Source organism: Actinospica acidithermotolerans (assembly GCF_018139625.1).
Lineage (GTDB): Bacteria > Actinomycetota > Actinomycetes > Streptomycetales > Catenulisporaceae > Actinospica > Actinospica acidithermotolerans.
Genome location: NZ_JAGSOH010000075.1, coordinates 14,054 through 38,437, shown reverse-complemented (window position 1 = coordinate 38,437; position 24,384 = coordinate 14,054). Strand labels below are relative to the sequence as shown.

Below are 24,384 nucleotides of genomic sequence, written 5' to 3'. Positions count from 1 at the left end.
CCTCACGTCACTCCCGAACCCCCTGGGCTTCGCCCCCGTCCGCCTGGCCGACGGCACCGCCGTCCCCGGCTTCGTGGCCACCGGCCCCATCCCGCCCGACGCACCGGACGTCACCGACCACGGCGGCTGGCGCGCCTACCTGGCCCAGGTCGATGGAATGCGCGATATCTAGCGACACTCATCTGGCGCTGACAGCCGGTCCCGGGTGCCGCCCGGGCTACAGGGTATTGACGGCGGCGGTGAGTCGGCGGATCGCCTCGTCGACGGTCGAGCGCGGGCAGCCGAGGTTCACGCGCATGTAGCCGTGGCCGGCGAGGCCGAACTTCTGGCCCTTGTCGAGCCAGAGGCGGGCGCGGGTCAGCATGAACTTGTCGAGGGCTTCGGCGTCCAGGTCGAGGCCCCGGCAGTCCATCCAGGCCAGGTAGAGCGAGTCCGCCGGCAGTACCCGGATTCGGTCCGTCGCGGCGTTGACGGCGGCGGCGAAGCGGGCGTGGTTGCCGCGCAGGTAGGTGAGTTGCTCCTCAAGCCAGGGCTCTCCGCCGGTGTATGCCGCCTCGGCGGCGACCATGCCCAGCACGTTTACGTACGGGAAGATGTTGCGCTCGTACTGCCGGGCCAGCTCCTCGCGCATCCGGCGGTCGGGGACGAACACGTTGGCGCTCTGCAGGCCGGGTAGGTTGAACGTCTTGCTGGGCGACGTGCACGTGATGCTGTTCTGCGCGAACTCGGTGCCGAGGGAGGCGAAGGGCACGTGTCGCTTCTCGGGGTTGATGATCAAGTCCTGGTGGACCTCGTCGGAGACCACGATGACGCCGTGCCGTGCGCAGATCTCGCCCATCGTCCGCAGATCGTCCTCGGACCAGACGTTGCCGGTCGGATTGTGCGGGTGGCTGAGGATGAACAGCTTGGTGTCCGGCCGGATCGCGGCCTCGAAGACCCGTGGGTCGAACCGGTAGCCGGCCTCGGTCCGGGTGAGGGGAGCGAGGGCGAGGTGGCGTCCGTTGAGCCGCACGTCGTCGTGGAAGTGCGCGTAGACCGGCGGCTGGATCAGGATCGAGTCGCCGGGCGCGGAGAACGCCTGGACCGCGGTCTTCAGCGTGGTGATGATGCCGGCGGTCTGCATGATCCACTCGCGCGGCACGTCCCAGCCGAACCGCCGCGCCTGCCAGCCGACGACCGTGTCGACGTAACCGGCCTCGGCGCCTCCGGGATACCCGAAGACGCCGTGGTCCACCGCCCGGTGCAGCGCGTCGAGCACCACCTGCGGGGCCTTGAAGTCGGTGTCCGCGACCCACATCGGCAGCGGATCGGCCGCGACCTCGTCCGGCGTGAGGTAGTCCGCAGCGTACGCCCACTTCATCGAGTTCGAATGCTTCCGGTCGACGACCTCGTCGAAGACCGATGTCGGCGAATCCCCTGAAGAGGTTTTCATCGTCATGTCTCGAGACTAGTCGCCGATCGCCGATATCCCTCCGGCGATCGGCGGCCGGCCGTCAGCCGGACGGAGCATCGCCGGCGCGGCGACGCCAGCGGGCCACGGCGGCTTCGGCGCAGGCGACGTCGTCGGCGGGATCAGGAGCGCCGCTCACGCCTACCGCGCCGACGATGCGGCCGGTCGCCCGGCCGCCTTCGCGCAGCGGGATGCCGCCGCCGAAGATGACGAAGCGGCCGCCGGCCGCCGCGTGCAGGCCGAACAGCGGTCCGCCGGGGGCCGCCGCCTCGGCGAGTTCGTGCGTGGCCGTGCTGTTGGCGACGGCGGTGTACGCCTTGTCCGGGGCGAGGACGGTGCCGGCGATCTCCGCCCCGTCCATGCGCGCGAAGCTGACCAGGTTGCCGCCCGCGTCCACCACTGCGACGGAGACCGGCAGGCCGCGGGCCTCGGCGGCCTCGACCGCGGCCGCGCACAGGGACGCGGCGGCGGCGAGGTCGAGTTGCCGGGCGCTCACGCGGGCTCCGGCGCCGCGGCGGGGTCGGCGGGGTCGGCGGCGTCGGCGCGGGAGCCCGGGACGGCGACAGTGTCCGAGACTTCGTCCATGCCCGCCGCCTCCGCGTCCGACTCGACGCCCGCGAGGACGCCGCCGGCGCGGGCGAGGAACTCGGGGCGGCGTCGGCCGAGGACGGTCGCGATCAGGGCCATGACGATCGCGTAGGCCAGTACCGCGTACGGGAACCAGTTGTACGGCGCCGCGGGCACCGGCCAGACGCTGCCGTAGATCGGGATCACCATCAGCAGGATGCCGAGCACCGGCAGCACCACGTGTCGCAGCACATTGAACTGATCCGGCCGGTACTTGCGGAAGAAGCGCATGCAGGCGATGTTCGTCAGCCAGTACACGGGGATGATGCCGAAGGTGAGCACGGCGCCGAGGTACGCGTAGGCGTTGAAAGGGCCGACCCAGAACCCCACGATCACGGTCACCACGAGCGCGAAGCCGGACTGCGCCAGCACTGCGAACGCGGGCGTGCCCAGGCGCGGGTGCACGGTGCCGAAGCGGCGCGGCAGCATGCCCTCGCGGCCCATCGCGAACAGGATGCGCACGATGCCGTTGTTGGAGTTGACCGTGACCGCGAAGATGCTGGAGATACCGGCCAGGCTGATCAGCAGGTTCATCCAGGGCGCGTAGGTCTGGCCGAGCGTGGTGAACGGCGCGGCGTCGGCGGCGAGCTTGCCGATGCCGGTGGAGTCGGTGCCGAATCCGATGGTCTCGGCATACGTGCAGAAGACATAGATCGCGCCCACGAGCAGCAGGGAGTAGACCAGGCCGCGCGGCACGTTGCGCTTCGGGTCGCGGGTCTCCTCGCCGAGGGTGGCCGCGGCCTCGAAGCCGACGAACGAGAGCACGCCGTAGACCATGCCGAGCGCGATGCCGCTCAGGCCCTTGGGCGATTCGCTCGGGTTGAACGGTGCCGCGGTCAGGCCGTGCGCTCCGCCCTTGGCGAGGACGATGACGCTGATCACCAGGATGACGGCAACTTCACACGAGAACATCACCAGCGCGACGCGGATCGAGCCGCTGATTCCGCGCACGGCGAGCAGGGTCATCAGTGCGCCGGCCACCAGCGAGATGATCACCCACGGGATCTGCACGCCGTGCTGGGCGAGCAGATCGTGCGTGTAGCTGCCGATCAGCGCGAGCTCGGCGGGCACCAGCAGTGCGTAGGCGACGAACATCAGTCCGCCGGTGACGAACGCGGTGCGGGCGCCGATACCGCGCGCCACGTACGTGTAGAACGCTCCGGCGCTCGGCAGTTCGCGGGCCATCTGCATGATGCCGTTGGCGACGATCAGCGAGGCGACCATGGAGAGTGCGAACACGAACGGCGTCGCGGCACCCGCCTGCGCGGCCACGAGCTGCGGGTTGAAATACACTGAGACCGCAGGACCCATGAGCGCCGCGGACATGATCACGGCGCCGCTCAACCCCAGCGCGCCGCGCTTGAGTGAGCCGGACTGCGTCGTCGGATCGCCGGGTGCGGCGGCGAGGTCTTGTGACATGTGGTGCTCCCCTTCGGACCTGAGGTGCGCGGGTCACCAGCTTGGGGGTGCGACGCAGCGCACGGGGACTGCCGACCTCGTTCAGCAGAGCACTGGATTTCTTACACACCGTCGGGTGAGCCAGTGCCCTGATCAGGGCGGAGGGGGCGCGTCCGGGGACGCGCCCGGGACTGCGCTCAGCCGAAGCTCTGCTGGAGTCCGTCGAGGGCCGAGCCGATCGCGCTCTTCGCCGCGGCGGTGACCTCGTTGTGCTCGACGAAGGCGGTCAGCTCCTGGCGCATGTTCTTGATCTGGCCGTCGAACTGCTGCTGCAGGTTCTTCACGACCTGGGTCTGGTTCTGCGGGTTCTGATCCACCTGGGTCTGCGCCTGCGAGAGGGACTGGCGCATGTTCTGGAGCTGGGCGTTCAGCGCGCGGCGGGCGGTCGCGCCGAGGCCGCCCGACTCCGCCTGCGCGGTGACGGTCTGCTGGAGCGCGGTCAGCGCCTGCTTGACGTTGGCGAGCGGCGACGCCGATGCCGTCGTGGCGGCCGGGCTGCTGCTGGTCGTGGTCGCCGTGGTCGCGGCCGCGGCGGTCGTGGGGATGTCGATCTGCGCCGGCGCGGTGCTCGCCGCGGCGGCCGTGGTCGCGGTCCTGGTCGCGGCGCTGTCGGCGGACGGGGCGGGAGTGGAGCCGGAGGAGAGCGCCCAGATCGCGATCCCCACCACGGCCACCGCGCCGACCACGACGCCCGCGATCAGCCCCGTGCGCGGTCGCTCGTCCCGGTCGGCGGGTGCGGAGCGGTGTCCGGCGGGCTCGGGCGGCAGGGCGGTGGTCGGCCGGGTCGGGTGCGGATCGTGCGCGGTGAGCGCGACGGTCGAGCGGTGCGCCGCCGGGGCGAAGGCCTGGGCCGCGGCCGCGAGCAGCTGCGCGGCCTGGTCGGCGGTGGCCGGGCGCTGGTTCGGGTTCTTGGCCATCAGCGTCGCGACGACGTGGTCCAGCTCCGGCGGGATGCCGGGGACGAGCGCGGAGGGCGGCGTCGGGACCTCGTTCAGGTGGCGGGTGAGGACCGTGAACTGGTCTTCGCCCGGGAACGGCACGGAGCCGGTGAGCATCTCGTGCAGGACGGCGCCGAGCGCGTACAGGTCGGAGCGGGCGTCGGCGGCGCCGCCGGTGATCTGCTCCGGCGACATGTACGCCGGGCTGCCGAGCACCGCGCCGGTCCGGGTGAGCGCGTCGCCGGCCTGGGCGCGGGCGATGCCGAAGTCCACCACCTTCACCGTGCCCGAGTCGGTGATCATGATGTTCGCGGGCTTGATGTCCCGGTGCACCAGGCCCGCGCCGTGCGCCACCGACAGGGCCTGGCAGACCTCGATCGCGATCCGGCACGCGCTCGCCGGGTCGATCCGGCCGCTCGCGTCGATCGTCTGGGCCAGCGTGCGGCCGCTGACCAGCTCCATCACCAGGTAGACGCTCTCCGCGTCCTGCCCCGAGTCGAAGATCGTCACGATGCCGGCGTGCGGCGGGAGCATCGCGGCGGTGCGCGCCTCGCGGGCGAATCGCCCGATGAACTCCGGGTCCCTGGCCAGGCCCGGGTCGAGGACCTTGACCGCGACCTGGCGACCGAGCGCGAGGTCGGTGGCGGCGTACACCCGGGCCATTCCTCCGGCCCCGAGCACCATCCCGAGCTCGTAACGCCCGCCGAGCCGCGCCGACATCCCATGACCTCCAAGTTCCCGGCGACCGGTTCGGCGCCACGACCACTACCCCGCACACCGTACCCGAGCGTGCGAACGCCTGTGCGGAGTCGGGCGAAGCGGAGGGTCAAGCTTCGGTACGGTCTGCGCGCTCACGCGGTCCGGCTCAGCGGCGCGCGCAGCCGCTCCACGGCCTCGAGCAGGTCGGCGACCTGATTCCGTTCGAGCGCGGCGCGCGCGGCCCGGTCGCCGCTCTCGGCGTCCAGGCGCAGGCGGCGGGTCAGCGCGATGCCCTCGCGCAGCGCCCACGGGCACACGGTCAGGCAGCGCAGATCGAACGTGTCCATGACCGCCTCGGCCACCAGCGCGCCGGCCAGGATCTGCGGCGCCCGGCCCTCGGAGATCCCGTGCAGGTCGGCGCGCTCGGCCCAGCGCATGCCGGCCAGCCGCGGCACCTGCCGGCGCAGCGCGCGCCGCGTGATCGCGGGACGGCCGTGCGCGTCGCGTCCGCCTGTGAGCACGGCGAGCTGCGCGAGGGTCTTCGAGGTGGCCAGCACGAGCGCGTCCGGCGGCAGGCTGCCGGCGTGGTCGTCGCGCAGCTCGGCCAGGTCCTGGGAGAGCCTGCTGCGCAGCCGTTCGACGTGCTTCGACTTGGGCGGGTCGTCCGGCAGGCAGGTGCGGGTCAGCCGCCGGGCCCCCAGCGGCAGCGAGGCGGCCCAGTGCGGCCTGCGCGCGTCGCCGGCGGCCAGCTCGAGCGTGCCGCCGCCGATGTCCGCGACGAACAGGTCCGTGGCCTCGCTCCCCGCCCATTCCCGCGCGGCCCGGTAGGTCAGCAGCGCGTCGTGCTCGCCGGAGATGAACCCGAGGTCGATCCGGCAGGTCTTGGCGATGCGGGCCCGCACCTCGGCCCGGTTGGGCGCGTCGCGGATCGACGAGGTGCCGAACGCGATCAGCTCGGTCAGCCCCTCGCGCTGCGCCGCGCGCAGCGCACTGCGGATCGAGGCGACGAGCCGCTCCGTGCCGTCCGCCTCGATCGTTCCGTCCGGCCGGATCGAGGCGGCCAGCCGGTTCGGCCGCTTCGAGACGGCGAGCACCCGGACCGGCCTCCCGGCGCGCAGACTCAGCACGTCGAGATGTGTGCCTTGAGACCCGATGTCCAGAATGCCCATGCGCATTCTGATAACTCTACCGCTCAGCACGCCGGGACGGATATCAGTTTCATGCGTCGGCCTCGGCGTTTCCGGCTCCGGCGACCGCGGCGTCGCGGTACGTGACGAGGAGCGGGGGCGAGGGCCGACGCGCGGGGAGGTGGGGCTTAGGGTGCTGATTCGCGGATGACGAGATGGGTCGGGAGGATCAGCGGGCTGGGCCGTTCCCCCTCGATCAGGCCGACCAGCATCTTGGCCATCTCCCGGCCGAGGGCCTGCACGGGTTGGTGGATCGTGGTGAGCGCGGGATCCGTGCCCTGCGCGATCGGCAGGTCGTCGAAGCCGACGACCGCCACATCGCCGGGCACCGATCGGCCGGCGGCCTTCAGCGCGCGCAGCGCGCCCGCGGCCATGGTGTCGGACTCGGCGAAGACCGCGTCGAGGTCCGGGTGGCGCCCGAGCAGGCGCGTCATGGCCGCGGCGCCGCCCGCCTCGGTGAAGTCGGCGGTCTCGCTGCGGACCGGTTCGAGCCCGGCGACGGCCATCGCCTCGCGGAAGCCCTGGTGCCTGGCCACGCCCACCTGCGTGTCCTGCCGCCCGGAGATCGCGGCGATCCGGCGTCGGCCGGACGCGATGAGGTGCTCGGTGGCCGTTCTGCCGCCGCCGCGGTTGTCGGCGTCGACATACCAGGCCGGCTCGCCGTGCAGCGGCCGGCCGCCGACGACGACCGGGAGTTCGAGGCTCTGCGCGAGGTCGTAGAGCGGGTCCTCCCCGTGCAGCGCGAGGAGCATGATCCCGTCGGCCCGCCGGGAGCGCAGGACCCGCTCGAGGCGCTCCTTCCCGCGCTCGGTGTCGGCCAGCAGCAGCATCAGGACCAGGTCCGTGCGCTCGAGCGCGGCGTTGACGCCGACGATGACGTGGCCGAAGAAGGGGTCTGCGAACAGGTTCGGGTCGTCGTGGGAGACGGCCAGCAGCACGGAGCCCGACTGCGCGGTGGCCAGCGCCCTGGCCGAGGGGTTGGGGACGTATCCCAGCTCCTTGACCGCCTTCTGGACCGCCGCGCGGGCGGTGCTGCTCACGTCCCGGGTGTTGTTGATCACGCGCGAGGCGACCGAGCGTGAGACACCTGCCCGCAGCGCGACCTCGTCGAGGGTCGGACGGCGGTTGGCCTGGGCGCCCATCGGCGGCTCGGCTCCTTCCTGGGGAGGCGGGGCCGGAATCCGGCCCGGCTCATGCTACCGCCCGGTGGGCATGACTGGAAGCGCTCCCGGTTTTGTGAAAGATTCACGGCCGCTCCCGACGTTGACCACCGGATTCGGTTCGTCCGGACCCCGGGGTATTGACAGCTGACGCCGAAGGGTCCAGCATCCGCTGCAGCCTATTCGGGACCGGGAACTACTGGAAGCGCTTCCAGTCAGCCGACCGATCCACCGCGTGTACGGCTACTGAGCGAACCAGCAGAGAGGAACCACGTTGCCCACGTTGTCAGGAGCGTCCAGCCGTCGACGCGTCGTCATCGCAGGTGCGATGGCGGCCGCGGCCATCGTCGGCACTCCGCTCACAGCGACCGCCGCGACCGCGAGCCAGAGCGGCGCCGCGGCCACCCGCGTACTGTCGGCATCCACCCGCTTCTTCACCCCGCCTCCCGCCGAAGGTTCCGCCGCGCAGGCCCTCCAGCTCGCCGAGCAGGGCGATCTGACCGACGCGGCCGGCATCGCGAGGATGGAGGCGACACCGCAGGCCGTCTGGTTCACCGGCGGCACCCCGGCCCAGGTGCGCGCGCAGGTCCGCCAGACCATGGACGAGGCGGCACTCGAGCACGCCGTCCCGATCCTGGTCGCCTACGACATCCCCGGCCGCGACTGCTCCGAGTACTCCGCGGGCGGCGCGGCCGACGAAGCCGCGTACCAGGCCTGGATATCCGCGTTCGCCGCCGGGATCGGCGGCGGCAAGGCGGTGGTCGTCGTCGAGCCCGATGCGCTGGGCAACCTCCCCAGCGACTGCGCCGTATACGGCACGGCCGCCTACCCGTTCACCGACCAGGACCGCATCGCGGAGGTCTCCGACGCCGTGACCGCGCTGGAGCAGGACCCCGGCACCGACGTCTACCTGGACGGCACGAACAGCCACTGGCAGTCCGTCGGCACGATCAGCACCCGGCTGCTCGAGGCTGGAGTGCAGAACGCCCAGGGCTTCTTCCTCAACGTCTCCAACTACCAGACCGACACCGCCTCGACCACCTACGGCACCTGGGTCTCGGACTGCATCGCCATGGCGACCGACCCCGCGAACTGGGCCTACGGCAAGGAGGCGGACTGCGCGAGCCAGTACTACCCGGCGACCGTCGACGACCCGTCCACGTGGGCGCTGACGACGGCCTGGTACCAGCAGAACATGGGCGGCGCCGTCGCCTCGACGCACTTCGTCGTCGACACCAGCCGCAACGGCCAGGGCCCGAACTCCATGCAGGTGTACGCGGCGGCGCCGTACAACCAGCCGGCTTCCGTCGTGTCCACCCTCTTCGCCGGCAACTGGTGCAACCCCACCGACGCCGGACTCGGCGTGCGACCGACCGCGAACACCGGCATCGCACTCCTGGACGCATACCTGTGGATCAAGACGCCGGGCCAGTCGGACGGCCAGTGTGACGCCGCCGGCGGCGTGCGCGCCTGGGACTACACCGCCTACACCCAGCCCGGTTGGCCAACCACCTCCGCCGACCAGTCAGTGTTCGACCCGCTGTGGGGCGTCGACGACCCGGCCGCCGGTGCCTGGTTCCCCCAGCAGGCCCTCCAGCTCGTACAGAAGGCGAACCAGTCGGTGTCGTGATGCCCGGCCGTGACCGGGCAGTAAGCGCGCACTGTGCGGTGGATCAAGCGCGGTGATCGTCAGGCCGTCATAAGGAGTGCAGTCAGTGCGAGCCCGCGACGGCGCCGTTCGCCTGCCAGGCGCGGGCACCGGCCAGCGTCGCGTGCTTAGCCTGGTGCAGTTTCGCGGAGGCGGTGGCGGCGGGGGAGAAGTCGTTCTGCCGCATCCAGTCGCGCGCGACGCGGGCCACGGCGGCGCCGGCGAGTCCCACGCCGACGGTCGCCAGCAGCATCCCCGCGCCGGTGAGGATGGCGCCGACCTTGATCATTGTCGTGTCGAGGACGAGCTCGGCTGTTTCTTCTGAAGACGTCATGGTTCAACAGTGCGTCCGTACGCCGGGAATCGGCGTGTGTCCGGGCCATTCAGGTGAACCGACACGCGGAACGGCGCACCGGATTCCACCGGTGCGCCGTTCCGCGCTCGACCGCCCGAGGGCCGGTCAGTCCATGGCGTAGCCGCTCCACCCGCTGCCGACCTGCGTGGGCGGGCCGAATGAGACGCTTCCGCCGACGCTGGTGTTCGGGTACTCGTACAAGGCGCCGGACGAGTCGATTCCCAGGATCTCGGCCGGCGCGGATCCGGCCAGCGTGCCGACGTCGATCGCCTGCCAGCCGCTCCATCCGCTGCCGACCTGGGTCGGCGCGCCGAAGGTGGCGCCCGTGGCCTGGCCGGTGTTCGGGTACACGTACAGCGCGCCGGTGCTGTCGACCGCGAGCAGGTCGGGCCTGCCGTCGCCGTCGATGTCGGCCACGTCCACGGTCCAGCCGTTCCAACCGCTGCCGAGCTGGATCGGCGCGCCGAAGGTGCCGGTCGCGGTGCCGCCGGTGTTCGGGTAGTAGTCCAGCGTGCCGTCGGCGGCGACGGCGAGCAGGCCGGGTCTGCCGACGCCGTACACGTCGGCGGATGCCACGATCGTGAATCCGTTCCATCCGCTGCCGATCTGGATGGGCCCACCGAAGGTATTCATCCCGCTGCCGCCGGTGTTGGGGTAGTAGTACAGCGTGCCGTCCGGGGAGACGGCGATGAGGCCCGCGCGTCCGGACGCGTACGGGTTGGCCACCGCGACGATCGTGTAGCCGTTCCATCCGCTGCCGACCTGCATGGCCTGCCCGAACGTGTGCACGCCGGCGCCGCCGGTGTTCGGATACACCACCAGGTTGCCGTTCGGCGCGATCGCGAGGATGTCGGGTCTGCCGTCGCCGGTGACGTCGCCGAGCACGCCGCCGACGGGCGTGTTGAACGATCCCTGCACGTCGAGGTAGTCCTGGTCGACGTTGATCGAGTAGCCGCCGAAGGTCTGGGTCACCCCGCCGCTGTACTGGTGAATGCGCTCGTGGTTCGCCCAGTCGGCGTCAGGGATCGAGGAGTCGCCGGTGAAGGCGTTGCCGTCCCAGGCGGCGAAGTCGATGAGGTCCGGCGTCGTGGAGCCGGGGTTCGCGATCAGGTCGCTGATGCCGGAGGAGAGGCTGCTGTACTCGCCGGCGCTGTATCCGAGCGCGTGCAGTTCGTTCGCCCACGACGACATGAACGAGAGCACGGCCGGGGTGCCGCGCGGCGCGTAGTCCTCCATGTCGTAGATGATCGGCGTGCCCGCGCCGAAGCCGAGGCTCGCGGCGTGCGACGCGGCGTCCTGCGCGGCACTGGCGCCCTGGCTGGAGGCCGAGGTGATGGTGCTGCACGACGTGCACGAGGAGCCGGGCGCCTGGGGGCCGACGTAGAGAAGGAAGAAGCGCCAGCCCGCCGAGACCTGGGCGGACACCCAACTGGCCGTCAGGTTGGGCTGGCTGCAGCCCATGTTGACTCCGCCGAGGTAGACGCCGATCGCGCCGTAGGGGGAGCTGTTCTTCCAGGCGTTCATCGTGCTGGAGCTCGGCGCCGTGCACGGGTCGAAGGCCCGACCCGTGTAGCGCGAGGCGGCGGCCGAAACAGTGGCGGCCGCGGGCGCCGTGCGCGTCTGCGGCGTCGGGTTGGCCGGGGCGGCGGCGGCCGAGGTCGGCAGCGGCAGCCCGGCGGAGGCGAGGATCGATCTGACCTCGTCCGGACTGGAGAAGTACGTGGCGGTCACCGAGATCCCGGCCGCGTACGAGTCGATCTCGTGGCTGACCGCGTCCTCGGTCGCCCGCGCGGGGCCGGACCCCGAACCGCCCGTCGACGCCGGCTGGACGACGAGCGCGTCCGTTCTGCCCATCGTCCCGGCCGGGCAGTCCTCGTCCGCCGGGGGCGTGCCGAGGTAGACCGCGTGCCGGTCGTACTGCACGCAGGTGTCGGAGCCGGCCGTCAGGCTGATGACAGGCCAGGACGCGGGGACGGTGAAGCTGTGCCCGAGGTAGGACACGCTCTTGGTGCCCGACGCGTCGGCCGGGCCGCCGACGGTCGCCTGAGCAGGCAGGAGCACCGCGGACGGGCCCGCGACCAGGAGCGCGGTCGTCAGCACCCTGCCGAAAGGTCTGATTCGCATATGCACATCCTTCTATCGTCAGAACGACGATAGGCGATCAGATCTCATCATTCGAACACCGACTCGTATGATTAATCCGGGAGGAAGCGGTTTGATCGGCGCGATCCGGGTCAGCAGCGACGCCATGACTCGAATCGGATACACGATGATGTGCGAGCAGTCGGGCCCGCGCGCTCTGGTGAACGACCTGGTCGGCGCGGAGAAGGCCGGATTCGACTTCTCGGTGGCCTCGGACCACTACTTCCCGTGGCTCGAGGAGCAGGGGCACTCGCCGTACGTGTGGAGCGTGCTCGGCGCGGCCGCGCAGGCCACCGAGCGGATCCCGCTGATGACGTACGTGACCTGCCCGACGATGCGCTACCACCCGGCCGTGGTCGCGCAGAAGGCGGCCACCGTCCAGCTCCTGTCCGAGGGCAGGTTCCGGCTCGGCCTCGGCTCAGGCGAGAACCTGAACGAGCACGTGGCGGCGGCCGAGTGGCCGTCCGCCGCGACCCGCCAGGACATGCTCGCCGAGGCGGTGGAGATCATCGGCGCGCTGTTCGACGGCGGCTACGTCAACCACCGCGGCCGCCATTTCCAGGTCGGCTCCGCGCGCCTGTGGGACCTGCCTGAGAAGCGGGTCCCGATCGGCATGGCCGTCTCCGGCCCGCGCTCGAGCCGCCTGGCCGGGCAGCACGCGGACTTCGCCATCGCGGTCGAGCCCGAGCGCGGGCTGCTCGAGGACTTCGACCGGCGCGGCGGGGCCGGAAAACCGCGGGTCGGCCAGCTGCCGGTGTGCTTCGACACGGATCGGGAGGCGGCCGTGGCCCGCGCGCACGCGCAGTTCCGCTGGTTCGGCGGCGGCTGGAAGGTCAACGCCGAGCTGCCCGGTCCCGCCGCGTTCGACGCGGCCAGCCAGTTCGTGACCCCGCAGAACGTGGCCGAGTCGATCCCCTGCGGCCCCGACGTCGAACCTTTCGTCAAGGCCGTGCGGGAGTACGCGGACGCCGGCTTCACCGAGATCGCCCTGGTCCAGATCGGCGGCGAGCATCAGCGCCCCTTCCTCGAGTGGGCCGAGAAGGAGCTGCTGCCGGCGCTGCGCGAGCTGCCGTGAAGAGTTACGTCACCTGACAGAGAGAAGAGGCAGGTTATGAAGGCTGTGGTGTACCGCGGTCCGTTCGAGATCGCGACCGAGGAGGTCGAGGACCCGCGGATCGAGAAGCCGTCCGACGCCGTCATCAAGGTCACGACCGCCAATATCTGCGGCTCCGACCTTCACCCGTACGAGGGGCGCGCGCCGCTGGACGCGGGGATGGTGCTCGGCCACGAGAACATGGGCGTGGTCGTCGAGGTCGGCGCCGCCGTCGAGCGCGTCAAGGTCGGCGACCGGGTGTCGGTGCCGTTCAACATCGCCTGCGGCACCTGCCGCAACTGCGACGCCGGCTGGACCAACGCCTGCCTGCGGGCGAACCCCTCCGGCAAGCCGACCGCCGGCTACGGCTACCCGATGATGGGCCCGTACCGCGGCGGCCAGGCGGAGTACCTGCGCGTGCCGTGGGCCGAATTCAACCTGCTCAAGCTGCCGCCGGGCACGGAGTACGAGAACGACTTCACCATGCTCTCCGACATCTTCCCCACCGGTTACCACGGCACCGAACTCGCCGGAGTGAGGCCGGGCGACACCGTCGCGGTCTACGGCGCCGGACCCGTGGGACTGATGGCCGCGCACAGCGCGATGCTGCGCGGCGCCGCCCAGGTGTTCGTCGTGGACAAGGAGGCCGACCGGCTCGCCCTCGCCGAGAAGTTCGAGGCCAGCCCGATCAACTTCGCGCAGACCGACCCGACCGAGGCGATCCTGGAGGCGACCGGCGGCCTCGGCGCGGACTGCGGCATCGAGGCGGTCGGATACCAGGCGCACGACGCCGCCGGCCACGAGCACCCGGAGATGGTGCTGGACAAGCTGGTCGAGGCCGTGCGCTCGACCGGCCGGATCGGCGTGGTCGGGGTGTACAACCCCGAGGACCCGGGCGCGGCGACGGAGGGCGCCAAGAAGGGCCGCATCGGCTTCGACTACGGCAGCGTGTTCGACAAGAACATCGCCATGGGCCACGGCCAGTGCCCGGTCAAGCGCTACAACCGGCATCTGCGGGACCTGATCGTCGCCGGCCGGGCCCGCCCCGGCGCGATCGTCTCCCATGAGCTGCCCTTGGAGGAGGCCGCCCGCGCCTACGACCAGTTCGACAAGCGGATCGACGGCTGGACGAAGGTGCTGCTCCACCCCGCGGCCGCCTAGCGGCCCTCGCGTTCGTGCATCGCCGAGCTGCCCGGTCCCTGAGTGAACCGGGCAGCTCAGCGTGTACCCAACAGCTCAGAGCCCTGCCTGATCACGGCGCGGCGCCGCGATTCTCCTCGGCCTCCTCCTCCTGCTTCTCCCTCTTCGCGCCCACGTAGTCCGTCCACGTCCGGGTCGCGAGGCTGAACGCGCCCAGCAGCACGAACGCGGCGACGCCGATCCACAGCAGCACGCGCGGTCCGACGGTCAGGCCGATCGCGCCGAGGATGAACGCCGCCAGCATGGACAGGGACAGGGCCCACGCGCGGCGCGTGCCGCTGTGGCCCAACGGCGCGTCCCAGGTCTCCTGATCGGCGAGGGAAGGGGTGTCGGCGATCTTCTTGATCTCGCTGCCCTCCACGGCTCGCTCTTCCTGAGCCTTGTTGCGCAGCGGCCCCGTGGTGTGTCGCGTGTGTCCAGTCATGGACCCCGGCTACCCGCGGTTCGATGCGGCATGCACGATGAGGAACCGCCCGGCCGGTCCCGACGGGAAGTCGGGACCGGCCGGGCGGTCGCTACCGGCTCGGTGAGGCGTCACCACCGGCCGTACCAGCGGCGGCGGCCGGCGCCGGCGCCCTCTCCGCGGCTGATGCCGAAGCCGATCAGCCAGGCCACGAAGACGACCAGCGCGATCCACCACAGCACGTGCGCGGCGAATCCGAGGCCGCCGAGGATCAGCGCCAGCAGCAGAACGAGCAGGATGACACCCATCTGGAAACCCTTCTTCCTCGGGCCGCCCGCAGGAGGCGGACGGCCGCAATGGCGGGGACGAAGATCAGTTCGAACCCTGCTCCACGGGTTGCCCGCTCCCGCCGGTTCAAACGGGGTGGCTCCCGGACGGGATGCGGCATGGGTTCCCTTGCTACTCAACGGTTTGCCTCAGCCGGTTTCGGGGCACTCGTGCGCGGCCTGAACCGTGCGCGCAGAGATCGAGAGGACGGCTGGGATGTCGGAGACCGGGAGCGAAGCGTCGGCGGTTCGGGCGTACCAGCTCGCCTTGCACGAGGTGGCCGAGCGCCTCGCCGTGGACGAGGCCGAAGAAGTCGTCGCGCGCGCCTGGATCGCGGAGCTCGACGACATGCGCCGGAAGGGGCTGCGGCTGGCGATGGCCGTGCGGGTGGCCGAGCGGATGGCGCGAGAGTCGCTGCGCGAGGCGCAGGTGGCCGGCCGACCGCGCGATCTCGCCCGCGCGCACACCCGGTTCGCCGCGGTCGAAGCGGAGTCGGCGAGCGGTCTCGCGCACGCCGACGCCCTGGTCGCGGCGGTCGACGCCGAACTCGCCGCGGTCTGCCGGGCCGGGCTGGAGCGGGCCCGGCGCTGCGAGCTCGAGCTGCGGCGGCTGCGTACCGCGTGGACGGCCGCGTACGACGGTGCGGACGAGGTCGCGGACGAGCCGGGGGACGAGGCCGGCGACTGAGGCGGCGGGTTCGTGCCCGGTCGGAGGTTTGCGGTCCACCGGCGCTGGAAAGCCGGAGTGGCGTCGAACGGTGGAGAGGTCGGAGGTGGGTGGTGGCGCGCCGCGAGGAGTTCGTGCGGATGGCCGAGCTGATCGTACTCGCGGACAAGGACTACCTGGCGCTCGCCCGAACGTCCGCGATGCAGGTGGCCACGCTGCTCGACCTGCCGCTGCCCGAGGTCGCCGACCTCAGGCTCGCCGTCGACGAGGCGTGCACGTCGTTCCTGGTCGCGGCGCCCGGGCGGCGGATCGAGCCGGCCGAGGTGACCGGGGCGAAACTGCGGCTGTGCTACGACCGCTACCCCGATCGACTGGAGGTCGTCGTGCGCAGCGAGGCGCCGCCGATGTGGCCGGCGCAGTACGAGATCGGCTGGGAGGTCCTGCGCGCGGCGGTCGGCCAGGTGCGCGCCGACGTGGTCGACGGCATCGGCATCCTCACCCTGGTGATGCCGCTGCCGAACTGACCCGTAAGGGGCGCGGAACCGGTCGACCCGTTTAAAGTGCGCCGGAGCGGTTAACAGGCAGCACCGCCGCGAGATCCGCGGAGGCTTGATGCCACGCTCGGAGGGCTGAGTCGTGACGACCGCTGCCGTGTACGACGTTCCGACCGTCACCCATGCTCATCGCGCGCCCGCTCCTCCCGCGCCCAACACCCCTCGCGCGCGCCCGTACGCCGCCGAACGCTCGGCGCAGCGCGCGGAGACCATGCGCCAGCTGCGGCGCCTGGCCGCTCTGCCGGCGGGCGATCCGGAGCGGGAGCGGATCCGCGCGGCGGTGATCGAGGACCACATGCCGTACGCCAGGCACATCGCGCGCCGCTACGGCAGCCACGGCTCGACCAGCGAGGACTTCGAGCAGGTCGCCTTTATGGGGCTGGTCAAGGCCGTGGACAACTTCGACCCCGAGCACGGCACCGCGTTCCTCGGCTACGCGACCCCGATGATCCTCGGCGAGATCAAGCGGTACTTCCGCGACTCGACCTGGTCGGTGCACGTGCCGCGCCGGATGCAGGAGCTGACCGGCGCGCTGCACAAGACCACTGACGTGATGACCGCCGAACTCGGCCGCGCGCCGACGGTCCGCGAACTGGCCGAAAGGCTCGGGGTCGGGATCGACGAGCTGGTGGAGGCGATGGACGCGTCCTCGGCGTACAGCACCGCGTCGCTCGACCAGCCGATGAGCCACGACGGCGCCGAGAACGGCGCCAGCCTCGGGGAGATGATCGGCGAGGACGACCCCGGCTACGAGCTGGCCGTGGACCGCGAGGTGCTGCGCGGCCTGGTGCGGGAATTGGGCGAGCGGGACCGGCGCATTCTGCTGATGCGCTACTTCCACGGCATGACGCAGTCCGAGATCGGCGAGAAGCTGGGAGTCTCCCAGATGCAGGTCTCCCGCCTTATCACGAAGATCCTCAGCGGGCTGCGAGCCGGCTTCGAGACGTGATCCGCGGTGCGGCGCGGCCGGCGTGAGAGCGGGCTGCCGACGGACGGAACCCTCCGTCCGCCGGCAGCCCGCGTTCTCTCGGCCTTCGCCGTTCCGGCCCGTCAGCTCCGGTACGAGTCGCGGGCCCGGTCCAGCATCGCCGCGAACGGCCCGGCCACGCGCTGCGCCATCGGCGAGCCGGCCGTGGACGGGTGCGGATGCGTCGGGGCCGTGCGCTCCGCCTTCAGCAGCTTCTCGCCCAGGGCCGCGAGCTCCTGATCGGTGTGCGCGTTCTGCAGGGCTGGAAACTCCTCGGTCTCCTCGTGCTCGGCGTGTTCGGAGACCGCCGCGGCCAGCGCGTTCAGCCGCGCCGCGAACTCGTCGCTGGACGAGTCCATGCCCTCCATCTCGGCCAGCACCTTGGCGGCCTGCTTCTCCTCGTCGTTGCGTGCCGCGGCGATCTGCGCGCCGGCGTCCTTGCGGGAGACGGGCCGCACCACGATCTCCTCGGCCGCCTCGTGCACCGCCAGCATCTCGCGCAGCCGGTCGAACGGCTCCTGCCGCTGCGCCGGCGGCGCCACCTGCACCGCCGCGAACTGCTCACGGATCCTGGCGTGCTGCGCCAGCAGGACGGCGATGACGCTGCCCTCCGGGAGCCGCTCCGCGCGCGCCCGCTCGTTGTCCGCCTCGCCCATCAAGCTCATGGAATCTCGTCCTTCCCGGTCACGGCTGCTCGCCGTCGATCGCTTTCGCGTGCGTGGAACCCGCGCCGGGTACCCGCGACCGAGCGAACAAACCGTCCGAAATCAGCGGACCGAACCGGTGTCCGCCGGGTAGCTCCAGCCGTTGAGCAGCCGATCGGGTGAGCCGAGCACGCTCCGATCGAGTGCCGCGAGCAGCGCGGCGGGATCCTCGTGCACCTCCAGGGCGCCGGCGTCGAGCAGCTCCTGCCTGCTGAATCCGCCGCTCAGCACGCCGATGCAGCGGACGCCGGCGCGCTCCGCCGCCAGTACGTCCCAGACCGCGTCCCCGACCATGATCGAGCGCTCGGCGTCGGCGCCCGCCTTCGCGAGCGCGACGCTCACCAGGTCCGGCGCCGGCTTCGCGCGTTCCACGTCGTCCGCGTCGGTCATCGCCGTCAGCACGTCGTCCACCTCCAGGACCCTGCGCAGCACCTTCGCCTCGCGCGCCGACGCCGACGTGGCGAGCACCGTCGACCAGCCGCGCGCCGCGCACGTCCGGACCAGGTCACCGGCGCCGGAGAACGCCGCCAGGCTCGGCCAGAACCGCGCGGCCAGCGCCTTGTGCGCCGCCGAGATCGCGGCGCTCTCATCCGCGTCCCGGTCCTCGCCGAGGACGTGGTCGAGCAGCTCCTCGCCGCCCATCCCCACCGACCGGTGCGCGAGCGCCGTCGACACCGTGTACCCGTACTGCCGGAACGCTTCCCACCAGGTGAGCGCATGGATATAGGCGCTGTCCACCAGGGTTCCGTCGACGTCGAAAAGCACGGCCGCCTGACCGCGGCCGTCATTGCCCGACCCGTGCTCCATGTTCCCACGCCCTCGCTTCGCAGAGTCCGCGCACGCCCAGGTCACCGCGCACGTCCGGATCCCTGTGTCCGAATCTCGGCAATCCATCCGGGTTGAGATGAATTTCTCGGCGTTTTCGGGGCACCGCGCCGGAACGTCCGGGAAGATCACGCGCGAACGCGCACGAGGAGACGAGGTCGCGATGACGGCGGTAGCGGTGCTCGGCACCGGCCTGATGGGAGCGGGAATGGCCCGGAGCCTGGCACGCGCCGGGCTGGAGACGACCGTGTGGAACCGCACGAAGGAGAAGGCGCTGCCGCTGCGGGAGGAGGGGATCGCCGTCGCCGACGAGCCGCGGTCCGCGGTGGCCGGCGCGGACGTGGTCGTGACCATGCTCTTCGACGCCGATTCCGTCGAAGCCGTGATGCGGCAGGTGCTGGACGACATGCCGGACCGGGCGGTCTGGGCGCAGTGCGCGACCGTCGGTCTCGACGCCGCCGAGCGGCTGGCCGAGCTGGCCGGGGAGCACGGGGTCGCCTACGTGGACTCGCCGGTCCTCGGCACCCGCGCGCCGGCCGAGAAGGGCGAGCTGACCGTGCTGGCCGGCGGCCCCTCCTCGGCACGCGAACGGGTCGCGCCGGTTTTCGACGCGATCGGCTCGCGCACCGTCTGGGTCGGCGAGAAGCCCGGCAGCGGGCACCGGCTCAAGCTGGTCGCCAACGCCTGGGTCCTGTCCGTGACCGGCGCCACCGCGCAGAGCGTGGGCCTGGCCGAGCGCTTCGGCATCGATCCCCGGATGTTCCTGGAGGCCATCTCCGGCGGCCCGCTCGACTGCGCCTACGCGCAGATGAAGGGCGAGGCGATGATCCGCCACGACTTCGCGCCGTCGTTCAGCCTCGGCGGAGCCATCAAGGACAGCGCGCTGATCGGCGACGCCGCGACCTCGGCCGGATCCGACGGCTCGCTGATGCGGGCGCTGCACGCCTGCTTCGAGTCGGCCGTACGCGGCGGTGACGCGGCGAACGAGGACATGGCCGCGGTCGTGCGGGCTTTCACGTGAGCGGTGCCCGCCCGCGTTGTAGCAGCACACGAAAACGAAGCGGGGAACATCGATGCACATCGGAATCATCGGCAGCGGGAAGATCGGCGGTACCCTGGCGGCGCACTTCGCGACGGCAGGCCACGAAGTCGCGATCGCCAACTCGCGCGGCCCGGAGACACTGCGCGAACTCGAAGCGGAACTCGGCGGCCACGTGCACGCCGTGACCGCCCGCGAGGCGGCGGAGTTCGGCGAGGTGACCGTCGTCGCCATCCCGTTCGGCCGCTACACGGACCTGCCGTCCGGGGCGTTCGACGGCCAGATCGTCATCGACACCTGCAACTACTATCCGGACCGCGACGGGCATCGCGCCGACCTCGACCGGGACGCCACGACCTCGAGCGAACTGCTCCAGGAGGTCCTTCCCGGCTCCCGGGTGGTCAAGGCGTTCAACGCGATCAGATTCGACGACCTGCGCGAGCAGGCCCGGCGCGACGGAGCGCAGGGACGCCGCGCGATCCCCGTCTCGGGCGACGACGCCGAGGCCAAGACCGTGGTCGGCGCGCTGATCGACCAGATCGGCTTCGAGCCGGTCGACGTCGGGACGCTGGCCGAGGGAGGGCGGCGCCACCAGCCCGGCACCGCCGTCTACACCGTCGACCTGAACGCGCAGCAGCTACGCGAGCAGCTCGAAAGCGCCCCTAAGCATCCGTGAGGGCCGCCAGAGCTCGACCAGGAGGGAATTCACGCATGACCGAGACCACCGAACAGCACGAGACCACCGGCCAGCGGAAGACGGACACCGGGCCGCACCGCGCGCCGGCCCACGTGCACGCCGACCAGCGGGACGGGACGGCACGCGAGGACGACAAGCAGCGCCAGCTCGACGGGTTCCGGGTGGGCGCCGAGGGCGCCACGCTGACCACCGACCAGGGCGTGCCGGTCGCGCACGACGACGACTCGCTCAAGGCGGGGGAGCGCGGTCCGACGCTGATGGAGGACTTCCAGCTGCGCGAGAAGCTCACCCACTTCGACCACGAGCGGATCCCCGAGCGGGTCGTGCACGCGCGCGGCGCCGGCGCGTACGGCTACTTCGAGCTCTACGACTCGCTCGCCGAGTACACCCGCGCCTCGCTCTTCACCAAGACCGGCGTGCGCACGCCGGTGTTCGTCCGCTTCTCGACCGTCGGCGGCTCGCGCGGCTCGGCGGACACCGTGCGCGACGTGCGCGGCTTCGCGGTGAAGTTCTACACCGACGAGGGCAACTTCGACCTCGTCGGCAACAACATGCCGGTGTTCTTCATCCAGGACGGGATGAAGTTCCCCGACTTCGTGCACGCGGTCAAGCCCGAGCCGCACAACGAGATCCCGCAGGCCTCCTCCGCGCACGACACGCTCTGGGACTTCGTGTGGCAGCAGCCCGAGACGATGCACATGATGATGTGGCTGATGTCCGACCGCGCGGTCCCGCGCAGCTTCCGGATGATGCAGGGCTTCGGCGTGCACACGTTCCGCCTCGTCGACGCGCAGGGTCGGGCGACGTTCGTGAAGTTCCACTGGCTCCCGCGGCTCGGCGTGCACAGCCTGGCCTGGGACGAGGCGCAGCAGGTCGCCGGCGCCGACCCCGACTTCAACCGGCGCGACCTGTGGGACTCGATCGAGGCCGGGCACTTCCCGGAGTGGGAGCTCGGGCTGCAGCTGATCTCCGAGGACGAGGCGCGCGCGCTCGACGTGGACCTGCTGGACCCGACGAAGCTGGTCCCGGAGGAGCGGGTGCCGCTGCGGATCGTCGGGCGCATGGTGCTCGACCGCAACCCGGAGAACTTCTTCGCCGAGACCGAGCAGGCGGCCTTCCACCTCGGCAACCTGGTGCCCGGCATCGACGTGAGCGAGGACCCGCTGCTGCAGGCGCGCCTGTTCTCCTACCTGGACACGCAGCTGATCCGGCTCGGCGGCCCGAACTTCGCGCAGATCCCGGTGAACCGCCCGGTCGCGGACGTGCATAACAACCAGCGCGACGGCTACCACCAGATGCGCGTGCACCAGGGCGAATCCAGCTACGAGCGCAACACGGTCGGCGGCGGCCGGCCCGCGCAGGCCGATCCGTCGGTCGGCTACGACTCGGCGCCGGTGAACGTCGAGGGGACGAAGCTGCGTCGCCGGGCCGGTTCGTTCTCCGACCACTACACGCAGGCCGCGCTGTTCTGGCGGAGCATGTCCGAGGTCGAGCAGGAGCACATCGCCGCCGCGTTCGGCTTCGAGCTCGGGAAGGTCGGCCGCGTCGAGATCCGCGAGGGTGTGCTCGAGCACATCGCCCGCGTCGACACCGGCCTCGCCGAGCGCGTCGGCTCGTGGATCGGCCTCAAGCCGCCGGAGGCCGAGCCCGTCGGCCCGCTCACGGCGTCGCGGGCGCTGAGCCAGCGGCACCGCCCGGGAGACGGCTCGCTGTGCGCGCGGAAGATCGCGGTGCTCGCCGCGGACGGACTCTCGGGCGCCTCGTTCGAGCACGTCCGACGAGAGCTCGCCGAGCTCGGCGCCGACGTCGAGATCGTCGCGCCGCACGCCGGCGAGGTGAGCAGCGAGGACTCGGCCGGGCCCGCGAAGCCGCTGACCGCCGCGCACAGCCTGCTGACGGCCAAATCAGTGATCTTCGACGCGGTGCTCGTCGCGGACGGCCGGCGGAGCACGGACGTGCTGCGGGCCCGCCCGGACGTGGCCGAGTTCCTGCGGCAGGCCTACCGGCACGGCAAGGCGATCGGCGTCTGGGGCAGCGGCCGAGACGTGCTCGCCGCCGCGCGCCTGAACGGCGAGCAGCGCGACGCGGCGGTCGGCCACGGAGCCGGGACGCCCGCCGAGGAGGGCGTGCTGGTCGCGGACGGCAGCGCGGCCGAGGACGCGGCACTGTCGGAGTTCACCGCGGCGTTCGGCGCCGCCGTGGGCCGGCACCGCGCCTGGGATCGCACCCTGCCGGCGAAGACGGTCTGAGAACGAGGAGGACAGCGTGGCACGCGTCGGATACTTCCTCTCCAGCGAGGAGTTCAGCCCGCCGGAACTGGTCGAGCAGGCGAAGATGGCCGAGGACGCGGGGTTCCACGCCCTGTGGATCTCCGACCACTTCCATCCCTGGAACGAGGAGCAGGGCGAGAGCGGGTTCGTCTGGGGCACCATCGGGGCGATCTCCCAGGCCGTGGACCTGCCGATCACCACGGCCGTGACCTGCCCGACCGTCCGGCTGCACCCGGCGATCATCGCCCAGGCGGCGGCGAGCGCGGCGGTGCAGACCGGAGGGCGGTTCACCCTCGGCGTCGGCTCGGGCGAGGCGCTCAACGAGCACATCCTCGGCGACGGCTGGCCCGCCTCGACCGGCAAGCGGATCGAGATGCTCGAAGAGGCCGTCGAGGTCATCAGGAAGCTGTGGACCGGGGAGGTCGTCACCCACCACGGCAGCCACTACACGGTCGAGGGCGCGCGCATCTACACGCTGCCCGAGCAGCCGCCGGAGATCTACGTCTCCGGGTTCGGCCCCCGCTCGGCGCGGCTGGCCGGGCGGATCGGCGACGGATACGTGTCGGTGTTCCCGGACGCCGGCCTGGTCGGCGCCTTCCGGGAGAGCGGCGGCGCGGGAAAGCCGGCGCAGGGCGGGTTCAAGGTCTGCTGGAGCCGCGACCGCGCGCAGGCCGAGAAGACCGCCTACCGGCTGTGGAACACCGAGCTCCTGCCCGGCGAGCTGGCCCAGGTGCTGCCGCAGCCGGCGCACTTCGAGCAGGCCGCCGCGCTGGTGACCGAGCAGGCCGTGGCCGACCACTTCGTCTGCGGCGACGACGTGGACGAGCACCTCGGGCGGCTTTCGGGCTATTTCGGCGCCGGATACGACGAGGTGTTCGTCAACCAGATCGGCCCGGAGCAGAGGGGTTTCTTCGACTTCTACGCCAAGGAGATCCTGCCCGCGGTCGAGTCCCCGACCGACTGAGGTCCGTGACCGACTGAGGTTCGCGACCGGTTGAGGTCCCCGACCGCGCGGAGGACTTCGCGCGGTCGGCCGGGCCGTTCCGGGTCGCTGCTCGTCGAGGCCGAGGAGGCCGAGTACGAATCCGTGGTCGGGCTGCTCGCCGGCTGACGCTAACCGGCGGCGAGCCGGGTGAGGTAGTCGGAGAAGCCGCCGCGCACGCGCCGGCTGACCCGGGCCGACGTGCTCACGACCAGATCACGGCGGAAGACGACGGATTCCCCCGCGGCGCGCAGGGCCGCGACGAGGGCGCGGTCCTCGGCGACCGGGAGCGCGCTGAACCCGCCGACGCGCAGATAGGCGTCCGCGCGGACGCCGAGATTGGCGCCGTGCACGCGATGGCCGTCCGGCTCGGCGGCGGAGGCCTCCTCGAACCGCCGCGCGCAGGTGAGCCCGCGCGGGGCCCAATCGCTGACCTCCACAGGCCCGAGTACCGCGTCGTGGTCAACGGCGAGACGCAGGTGCCGGATGATCCAGTCGGGCGGGACGACGCTGTCGGCATCGGTGTGCAGCAGGTAGACATTCGGGGGCAGGTATCCATCGCGCGCAAGCATCTCCAGCGCACGTTCGGTGCCGGCTGCCCGGGCGGCACCGACGTTCTTCACGGTCGTGGTGATGCTGACGGCGCCATGCGCGCGTGCAGTGGCGCGGGTCGCGTCGGTGCAGGCGTCGGCGACCACGAGTGTGGACACGCGCAATCCGCCGCGCCGCGCATGCCAGGCTGCGGCGGCGAGGGCGTTGAGACAGCCCTCGAGCAGCCGCTGCTCGTCGTGCGCCGGCACGATCACGGCGACGGCGCCGAGCTCGGGCCGAAACGTCCGCTGTGAGCGATCGACCATCGTCTCGCGTCCTCTCGGTACCAGTCGTGTCTGGTGGGTTGCCGCGATCACGTGCTCCAAACCGCCAGGCGACTGTGTCATCGCCCCGCGCCCGCGACCGTTTAGCGGCGGTGAACCGGGTAAACCAGGCGCCTGA

24 protein-coding genes are annotated in these 24,384 nt (G+C 71.6%); 11 read left to right on the top strand and 13 right to left on the bottom strand.

The genetic code is table 11. The features are described from left to right. Positions 1-172, top strand: a 172-nt coding sequence (locus KDK95_RS38320; RefSeq protein ID WP_372463370.1) for an allophanate hydrolase-related protein, incomplete at its 5' end; no start/stop codon positions are given. A gap of 45 nt (positions 173-217) precedes the next feature. Here KDK95_RS38320 and KDK95_RS22700 read toward each other — a convergent pair. From KDK95_RS22700 to KDK95_RS22675, 6 genes are all read right to left on the bottom strand, one after another. After that, positions 218-1,438, bottom strand: coding sequence for a MalY/PatB family protein (locus KDK95_RS22700; protein ID WP_212520273.1), 1,221 nt, complete (start codon positions 1,436-1,438; stop codon positions 218-220). A gap of 55 nt (positions 1,439-1,493) precedes the next feature. Continuing rightward, on the bottom strand, positions 1,494-1,946 hold the full coding sequence (locus KDK95_RS22695) for a GlcG/HbpS family heme-binding protein (protein ID WP_212520272.1): 453 nt from the start codon (positions 1,944-1,946) through the stop codon (positions 1,494-1,496). After that, complete coding sequence (locus tag KDK95_RS22690; protein WP_212520271.1) at positions 1,943-3,496, bottom strand: APC family permease; 1,554 nt, start codon at positions 3,494-3,496, stop codon at positions 1,943-1,945. Before KDK95_RS22690 ends, KDK95_RS22695 begins: the two co-directional genes overlap by 4 nt. 176 nt (positions 3,497-3,672) lie before the next feature. Then, the gene (locus tag KDK95_RS22685; protein ID WP_212520270.1) at positions 3,673-5,193 is read right to left on the bottom strand and encodes a protein kinase domain-containing protein; all 1,521 of its coding nucleotides are present in this window, start codon (positions 5,191-5,193) and stop codon (positions 3,673-3,675) included. Between the two features lie 131 nt (positions 5,194-5,324). Then, a complete protein-coding gene (locus KDK95_RS22680; protein WP_212520269.1) occupies positions 5,325-6,347 on the bottom strand; it encodes a Ppx/GppA phosphatase family protein in 1,023 nt (340 codons plus the stop codon). A gap of 140 nt (positions 6,348-6,487) precedes the next feature. Beyond that, positions 6,488-7,501, bottom strand: coding sequence for a LacI family DNA-binding transcriptional regulator (locus tag KDK95_RS22675; protein ID WP_212520268.1), 1,014 nt, complete (start codon positions 7,499-7,501; stop codon positions 6,488-6,490). A 292-nt stretch (positions 7,502-7,793) separates the two neighbouring features. Here KDK95_RS22675 and KDK95_RS22670 point away from each other — a divergent pair, with 292 nt between their 5' ends. After that, positions 7,794-9,149, top strand: coding sequence for a glycoside hydrolase family 6 protein (locus tag KDK95_RS22670; protein ID WP_249161718.1), 1,356 nt, complete (start codon positions 7,794-7,796; stop codon positions 9,147-9,149). Positions 9,150-9,231: 82 nt separating this feature from the next. Here KDK95_RS22670 and KDK95_RS22665 read toward each other — a convergent pair whose 3' ends face one another. Together KDK95_RS22665 and KDK95_RS22660 are read right to left on the bottom strand one after the other, a co-directional pair. Further along, positions 9,232-9,501: a hypothetical protein gene (locus KDK95_RS22665; protein WP_212520267.1), complete on the bottom strand. Its 270-nt coding sequence runs from the start codon at positions 9,499-9,501 to the stop codon at positions 9,232-9,234. A gap of 126 nt (positions 9,502-9,627) precedes the next feature. Further along, complete coding sequence (locus KDK95_RS22660; RefSeq protein ID WP_212520266.1) at positions 9,628-11,646, bottom strand: glycoside hydrolase domain-containing protein; 2,019 nt, start codon at positions 11,644-11,646, stop codon at positions 9,628-9,630. 124 nt (positions 11,647-11,770) lie between these two features. Here KDK95_RS22660 and KDK95_RS22655 point away from each other — a divergent pair, with 124 nt between their 5' ends. Continuing rightward, a complete protein-coding gene (locus KDK95_RS22655) occupies positions 11,771-12,739 on the top strand; it encodes an LLM class F420-dependent oxidoreductase (RefSeq protein ID WP_212520265.1) in 969 nt (322 codons plus the stop codon). Between the two features lie 36 nt (positions 12,740-12,775). Further along, positions 12,776-13,918 (top strand): glutathione-independent formaldehyde dehydrogenase, encoded by a 1,143-nt coding sequence (locus KDK95_RS22650; protein WP_212520264.1) that lies wholly within the window; start codon positions 12,776-12,778, stop codon positions 13,916-13,918. A 91-nt stretch (positions 13,919-14,009) separates the two neighbouring features. Here the strand turns inward: KDK95_RS22650 and KDK95_RS22645 are convergent, their stop codons facing one another. After that, entirely contained in the window at positions 14,010-14,381 is a 372-nt protein-coding gene (locus tag KDK95_RS22645; RefSeq protein WP_212520263.1) for a hypothetical protein, read from the bottom strand. A gap of 110 nt (positions 14,382-14,491) precedes the next feature. Next, positions 14,492-14,668 (bottom strand): hydrophobic protein, encoded by a 177-nt coding sequence (locus KDK95_RS22640; protein WP_212520262.1) that lies wholly within the window; start codon positions 14,666-14,668, stop codon positions 14,492-14,494. 235 nt (positions 14,669-14,903) lie between these two features. Here KDK95_RS22640 and KDK95_RS22635 point away from each other — a divergent pair, with 235 nt between their 5' ends. From KDK95_RS22635 to KDK95_RS22625, 3 genes are all read left to right on the top strand, one after another. After that, complete coding sequence (locus tag KDK95_RS22635) at positions 14,904-15,374, top strand: hypothetical protein (RefSeq protein ID WP_212520261.1); 471 nt, start codon at positions 14,904-14,906, stop codon at positions 15,372-15,374. Positions 15,375-15,493: 119 nt separating this feature from the next. Continuing rightward, complete coding sequence (locus KDK95_RS22630) at positions 15,494-15,877, top strand: hypothetical protein (RefSeq protein ID WP_212520260.1); 384 nt, start codon at positions 15,494-15,496, stop codon at positions 15,875-15,877. A 112-nt stretch (positions 15,878-15,989) separates the two neighbouring features. Next, positions 15,990-16,856, top strand: a complete 867-nt coding sequence (locus KDK95_RS22625) for a SigB/SigF/SigG family RNA polymerase sigma factor (protein WP_307844570.1) — start codon at positions 15,990-15,992, stop codon at positions 16,854-16,856. A gap of 101 nt (positions 16,857-16,957) precedes the next feature. Here the strand turns inward: KDK95_RS22625 and KDK95_RS22620 are convergent, their stop codons facing one another. Beyond that, positions 16,958-17,539 carry a hemerythrin domain-containing protein gene (locus KDK95_RS22620; RefSeq protein WP_212520259.1) on the bottom strand — a complete coding sequence of 194 codons (582 nt, stop codon included), beginning with the start codon at positions 17,537-17,539 and terminating at the stop codon, positions 16,958-16,960. A gap of 102 nt (positions 17,540-17,641) precedes the next feature. Beyond that, complete coding sequence (locus tag KDK95_RS22615) at positions 17,642-18,385, bottom strand: HAD family hydrolase (RefSeq protein WP_212520258.1); 744 nt, start codon at positions 18,383-18,385, stop codon at positions 17,642-17,644. Between the two features lie 97 nt (positions 18,386-18,482). Between KDK95_RS22615 and KDK95_RS22610 the strand changes: the two genes are divergently transcribed. The 4 genes from KDK95_RS22610 to KDK95_RS22595 are packed head-to-tail and all read left to right on the top strand — an operon-like array spanning position 18,483 to position 23,373. Further along, complete coding sequence (locus KDK95_RS22610; protein ID WP_282971567.1) at positions 18,483-19,424, top strand: NAD(P)-dependent oxidoreductase; 942 nt, start codon at positions 18,483-18,485, stop codon at positions 19,422-19,424. Positions 19,425-19,476: 52 nt separating this feature from the next. Continuing rightward, complete coding sequence (locus tag KDK95_RS22605) at positions 19,477-20,118, top strand: NADPH-dependent F420 reductase (RefSeq protein WP_212520256.1); 642 nt, start codon at positions 19,477-19,479, stop codon at positions 20,116-20,118. A 35-nt stretch (positions 20,119-20,153) separates the two neighbouring features. Beyond that, complete coding sequence (locus KDK95_RS22600; RefSeq protein WP_212520255.1) at positions 20,154-22,388, top strand: catalase; 2,235 nt, start codon at positions 20,154-20,156, stop codon at positions 22,386-22,388. A 16-nt stretch (positions 22,389-22,404) separates the two neighbouring features. Further along, positions 22,405-23,373 carry a TIGR03557 family F420-dependent LLM class oxidoreductase gene (locus tag KDK95_RS22595; RefSeq protein WP_212520254.1) on the top strand — a complete coding sequence of 323 codons (969 nt, stop codon included), beginning with the start codon at positions 22,405-22,407 and terminating at the stop codon, positions 23,371-23,373. A gap of 149 nt (positions 23,374-23,522) precedes the next feature. On the opposite strand, the gene KDK95_RS22590 is transcribed toward KDK95_RS22595, so the two are convergent. Beyond that, entirely contained in the window at positions 23,523-24,248 is a 726-nt protein-coding gene (locus KDK95_RS22590; RefSeq protein WP_212520253.1) for a glycosyltransferase family 2 protein, read from the bottom strand. Between the last annotated feature and the right edge of the window lie 136 nt (positions 24,249-24,384).